General features: G+C 69.9%; 6 protein-coding genes. All 6 read left to right on the forward strand.

All coding sequences use genetic code 11. The features are described from left to right. The first annotated feature begins 256 nt into the window (after positions 1–256). Positions 257–586, forward strand: coding sequence for a TcmI family type II polyketide cyclase (locus tag IE136_RS35135; RefSeq protein ID WP_158988101.1), 330 nt, complete (start codon positions 257–259; stop codon positions 584–586). Further along, positions 583–1,854: a beta-ketoacyl-[acyl-carrier-protein] synthase family protein gene (locus tag IE136_RS35140; RefSeq protein WP_189602561.1), complete on the forward strand. Its 1,272-nt coding sequence runs from the start codon at positions 583–585 to the stop codon at positions 1,852–1,854. Before IE136_RS35135 ends, IE136_RS35140 begins: the two co-directional genes overlap by 4 nt. Further along, complete coding sequence (locus IE136_RS35145; RefSeq protein WP_158988099.1) at positions 1,851–3,065, forward strand: ketosynthase chain-length factor; 1,215 nt, start codon at positions 1,851–1,853, stop codon at positions 3,063–3,065. Before IE136_RS35140 ends, IE136_RS35145 begins: the two co-directional genes overlap by 4 nt. A 148-nt stretch (positions 3,066–3,213) precedes the next feature. Continuing rightward, positions 3,214–3,486 carry an acyl carrier protein gene (locus tag IE136_RS35150; RefSeq protein ID WP_189602562.1) on the forward strand — a complete coding sequence of 91 codons (273 nt, stop codon included), beginning with the start codon at positions 3,214–3,216 and terminating at the stop codon, positions 3,484–3,486. A gap of 103 nt (positions 3,487–3,589) precedes the next feature. Next, positions 3,590–4,375, forward strand: coding sequence for a 3-oxoacyl-ACP reductase FabG (fabG, locus tag IE136_RS35155; protein ID WP_158988097.1), 786 nt, complete (start codon positions 3,590–3,592; stop codon positions 4,373–4,375). A gap of 43 nt (positions 4,376–4,418) precedes the next feature. Then, a partial coding sequence (locus IE136_RS35160) for an aromatase/cyclase (RefSeq protein WP_189602563.1) occupies positions 4,419–4,942 on the forward strand: 524 nt, incomplete at its 3' end.

Genomic DNA, 4,942 nt, shown 5'->3' on the forward strand with positions numbered 1-4,942 from the left:
ACAACCCCTCAACGCCCACCGCTCCGGCACCATCAAGGGCCTCACCGCCGAAATCGGCGCCTCCATCACCTCCGGCGCCCCCATCTGCGAGATCAAGGACTGATACAGGGTTCCGTGTGCTCCCGTACCGTCCGGTGAATTCTTCTGCGCAATTCTTGAGAGCCCTTGCACAGTCCTGACGTAATCACCGTTGAAAACGCCTTTTCGGCCTCGGATACTGAATTCACATTCGTGGGTCGTAGGAGAGGGAAAACGCATGCACAGCACTTTGATCGTGGCTCGTATGGATCCCGGTTCCAGTGTCGACGTCGCCAAGCTCTTCAGTGACTTCGACCGTACGGAAATGCCTCACCGTATGGGCACGCGGCGACGTCAGCTCTTCGAGTACCGGGGTCTCTACTTCCATCTGCAGGACTTCGACGAGGACCAGGGCGGACAGCAGATCCAGGAGGCGCGGCACGACCAGCGCTTCATACAGATCAGCGAGGACCTGAAGCCCTTCATCGAGGCGTACGACCCCACCACGTGGCGCTCTCCCGCCGACGCGATGGCGCAGCGCTTCTACAACTGGGAGGCGTCCGCGTGACCGGCCGACGCGTGGTCATCACCGGCATCGAGGTGCTCGCCCCCGGTGGTGTCGGGGTCGACAACTTCTGGAACCTGCTGAGTGAGGGCCGGACCGCCACCCGCGGTATCACCTTCTTCGACCCGAGCCCCTTCCGCTCCCGGGTCGCCGCCGAGATCGACTTCGATCCGCAGGCGCACGGCCTGAGCCCGCAGGAGATCCGGCGCATGGACCGGGCCGCGCAGTTCGCCGTGGTCGCGGCGCGCGGGGCCGTCGCCGACAGCGGCATCGACCTCACGGCGTACGACCCGTACCGCGTCGGTGTCACCATCGGCAGCGCCGTCGGCGCCACGATGGGACTCGACGAGGAGTACAACGTCGTCAGCGACGGCGGCCGGCTGCACCTGGTCGACCACGAGTACGCCGTCCCGCACCTCTACAACTACCTGGTGCCCAGCTCCTTCACCGCGGAGGTCGCCTGGGCGGTCGGGGCGCAGGGCCCGAGCACGGTGGTCTCCACCGGCTGCACCTCCGGCATCGACTCGGTGGGCCACGCCGTCGACCTGGTTCGCGAGGGATCGGTCGACGTCATGATCGCCGGCTCCTCGGACGCGCCGATCTCGCCGATCACCATGGCGTGTTTCGACGCGATCAAGGCGACGACGCCCCGGCACGACGACCCGGAGCACGCCTCCCGTCCCTTCGACGGGACCCGTAACGGCTTCGTCCTGGGCGAGGGTGCCGCGGTGCTCGTCCTGGAGGAGCTGGAGAGCGCGAAGAAGCGCGGCGCGCACATCTACGCCGAGATCGCCGGCTACGCCACGCGCTCCAACGCGTACCACATGACCGGTCTGCGGCCGGACGGCAAGGAGATGGCGGAGGCGATCCGGGTCGCGCTCGACGAGGCGCGGATGAACCCCACCGAGATCGACTACATCAACGCGCACGGCTCGGGCACGAAGCAGAACGACCGGCACGAGACCGCCGCGTTCAAGCGGAGCCTGGGCGACCACGCGTACCGGACGCCGGTCAGCTCCATCAAGTCGATGGTGGGGCACTCGCTCGGGGCCATCGGGTCCATCGAGATCGCCGCCTCCGCGCTGGCGATGGAGAACCACGTCGTGCCGCCGACGGCGAACCTGCACACACCGGACCCGGAGTGCGACCTCGACTACGTGCCGCTGGTGGCCCGGGAGCAGCTCACCGACGCGGTGCTCACCGTGGGCAGCGGCTTCGGCGGATTCCAGAGCGCCATGGTGCTGGCGCGTCCCGAGAGGAGCGTGGCATGACCACCTCGGTGGTAGTGACCGGCCTGGGCATCACCGCGCCCAACGGGCTCGGCACCCAGGACTACTGGGCCGCGACGCGAACCGGTAAGAACGGCATCGGCCGGGTCACCCGCTTCGACTCCTCCTCCTACCCGGCGACCCTCGCCGGCGAGGTCCCGGGGTTCGCCGCGGAGGAGCTGCTGCCCAGCCGGCTGCTGCCGCAGACGGACCGGATGACCCGGCTCGCCCTGGTCGCGGCCGACTGGGCGCTGGCCGACGCGGGCGTCGACCCGGAGAACCTGGCCGAGTACGACATGGGCGTCGTCACGGCCAGCTCCTCGGGCGGTTTCGAGTTCGGTCAGAACGAGCTGCAGAAGCTGTGGAGCCAGGGCAGCCAGTACGTCAGCGCGTACCAGTCCTTCGCCTGGTTCTACGCGGTCAACAGCGGCCAGATCTCCATCCGCAGCGGGCTCAAGGGGCCGAGCGGGGTCATCGTCAGCGACGAGGCGGGCGGTCTCGACGCGCTCGCGCAGGGGCGCCGGCTGATCCGCAAGGGCACCCGGATGATCGTCTCCGGTGGCGTCGACGCGTCGATCTGCCCCTGGGGGTGGGTGGCGCAGCTGACGGCCAAGCGGCTGAGCACGAGCGACGAGCCGTCGCGGGCGTTCCTGCCGTTCGACGCCGACGCGTCGGGCTATGTGCCGGGTGAGGGCGGCGCGATCCTGATCATGGAGTCGGCGGAGTCGGCGCGCGAGCGCGGCGCCCGCGTCTACGGCGAGGTCGCCGGGTACGGCGCCACGTTCGACGCGGCGCCCGGCAGCGACCGGGAGCCCGCGCTGCGCAAGGCCGTCGAGTTCGCGCTCGCCGACGCGGGGATCGCCCCGGAGGACGTCGACGTGGTCTTCGCGGACGCCGCCGGCGTGCCCGAGCTCGACCGTGTCGAGGCGCAGGCCCTCGTGGAGGTGTTCGGTGAGCGGGGCGTCCCGGTCACCGCGCCCAAGACCATGACCGGGCGGCTCTACTCGGGCGCGGGGCCGCTGGACGTCGCCACCGCCCTGCTGGCCATCGAGGAGGGGCTGATCCCGCCGACGGTCAACGTGCACCCGGCGGAGGAGTACGGGCTCGACCTGGTCGTCGACCAGCCGCGCACCGCCGAGGTCCGTACCGCCCTGGTCGTGGCCCGCGGCTACGGCGGCTTCAACTCGGCCGTCGTCGTCCGCGCGGCCGCCTGACCCGCCCTCCGAACCCCCACCCCGCCACACCCCCACCCTCATGCCGCGCCCCCCGCTCACGGCCACATCCCCCGCGCCCGCGGCGGGGGGCGCATCGACCGACCCACCCATCACGAGTCACCAGTCAACGAGTCACGAAGGGGCCCACGTGTCCACACAGGAATTCACTCTCGACGACCTCCGCCGGATTCTCCTGGAGGGTGCCGGTGCCGACGAGGGGGTCGACCTCGACGGCGACATCCTCGACGTGCGGTTCGAGGCGCTCGGCTACGAGTCCCTCGCCCTGCTGGAGACCGGGAGCCGCATCGAGCGCGAGTACGGCATCGTCCTGGACGAGGACCTGCTCACCGACGCCGACACCCCGCGCGCCCTGATCGCCGCGGTCAACGAGCACCTCGCGGCGGTCCCGCGCGCCGCCTGAGCGGCCAGCACGCCCTTCCTCTCCCCGTCCGGGCCGGCCGACGGCCGCCCTGTGCGCCGGCCGGCCCGGACGTCCCACCCACGGACATCCACGGAGCAGAAAAATGTCGTTGCAGGAGAAGCGGGTCGCCCTGATCACGGGCGCGACCAGTGGTATCGGTCTCGCCGCCGCACGGGCGCTCGGCGCCCAGGGCCACCGGGTCTTCATCGGCGCGCGCAACGCCGACAATGTCGCCGCCACCGTCAAGGAGCTGCAAGGGGAAGGGCTCGAGGCCGACGGCGCCGTCCTCGACGTGCGGGACTCGGCGTCCGCCGCCGCCTTCGTCCAGGCCGCCGTCGACCGGTTCGGCACGGTCGACGTCCTCGTCAACAACGCCGGCCGCTCCGGCGGCGGCGTCACCGCCGACATCGACGAGGAGCTGTGGGCCGATGTCATCGACACCAACCTCAACAGCGTCTTCCGGCTGACCAAGGAAGTTCTCAACACCGGCGGCATGCGCCACAAGAGCCGCGGCCGCATCATCAACATCGCCTCCACCGCGGGCAAGCAGGGTGTCGTCCTCGGCGCCCCGTACTCCGCCTCCAAGCACGGCGTCGTCGGCTTCACCAAGGCCCTCGGCAACGAGCTGGCCCCCACCGGCATCACGGTCAACGCCGTCTGCCCCGGGTACGTCGAGACGCCCATGGCCCAGCGGGTCCGGGCCGGTTACGCCGCCGCGTACGACACCTCCGAGGACGCCATTCTCGACAAGTTCCAGGCCAAGATCCCGCTCGGCCGCTACTCCACCCCGGAGGAGGTCGCCGGCATGGTCGCCTACCTCGCCTCCGACACCGCCGCCTCCGTCACCGCGCAGGCCATCAACGTCTGCGGCGGACTCGGCAACTTCTGATCCGTACCCGTACGCGTACCCGTATCCCGAAGAGGAAGTCGTCATGACAACCCGTGAGGTTGAGCACGAGATCACCATCGCCGCACCGGCGCCGGACGTGTACCGGCTGCTGGCGGACGTCACCAACTGGCCGCGGATCTTCCCGCCGACGATCCATGTGGACCGGGTGGACGCCAGTGGATCGCAGGAGCGCATCCGGATCTGGGCCACCGCCAACGGGCAGCCGAAGAACTGGACCTCACGCCGCGAACTCGACCCGGAAGGGCTGCGCATCACCTTCCGCCAGGAGGTCACCACCAAGCCCGTCGCCGCCATGAGCGGTACGTGGATCGTCGAGCCGCTCGGGGAGAACTCCTCGCGGGTACGGCTCCTGCACGACTACCGGGCGATCGACGACGACCCGCACGATCTGCTCTGGATCGACGAGGCCGTCGACAAGAACAGCCGCTCGGAGCTCGCCGCCTTGAAGGAGAACGTGGAGCTGGCGCACGCGACGGCGGACGTGACGTTCTCCTTCGAGGACTCCGTCCACATCGACGGCTCCGCCAAGGACGTCTACGCCTTCAT

The sequence above is a fragment of the Streptomyces lateritius genome, from assembly GCF_014649715.1.
GTDB classification, from domain to species: domain Bacteria; phylum Actinomycetota; class Actinomycetes; order Streptomycetales; family Streptomycetaceae; genus Streptomyces; species Streptomyces lateritius.

Coding starts and splice junctions, on each gene's coding strand:
- IE136_RS35145 (WP_158988099.1), top strand. CDS start 1,851: ATGACCACCTCGGTGGTAGTGACCGGCCTGGGCATCACCGCGCCCAAC.
- fabG (WP_158988097.1), top strand. CDS start 3,590: ATGTCGTTGCAGGAGAAGCGGGTCGCCCTGATCACGGGCGCGACCAGT.
- IE136_RS35135 (WP_158988101.1), top strand. CDS start 257: ATGCACAGCACTTTGATCGTGGCTCGTATGGATCCCGGTTCCAGTGTC.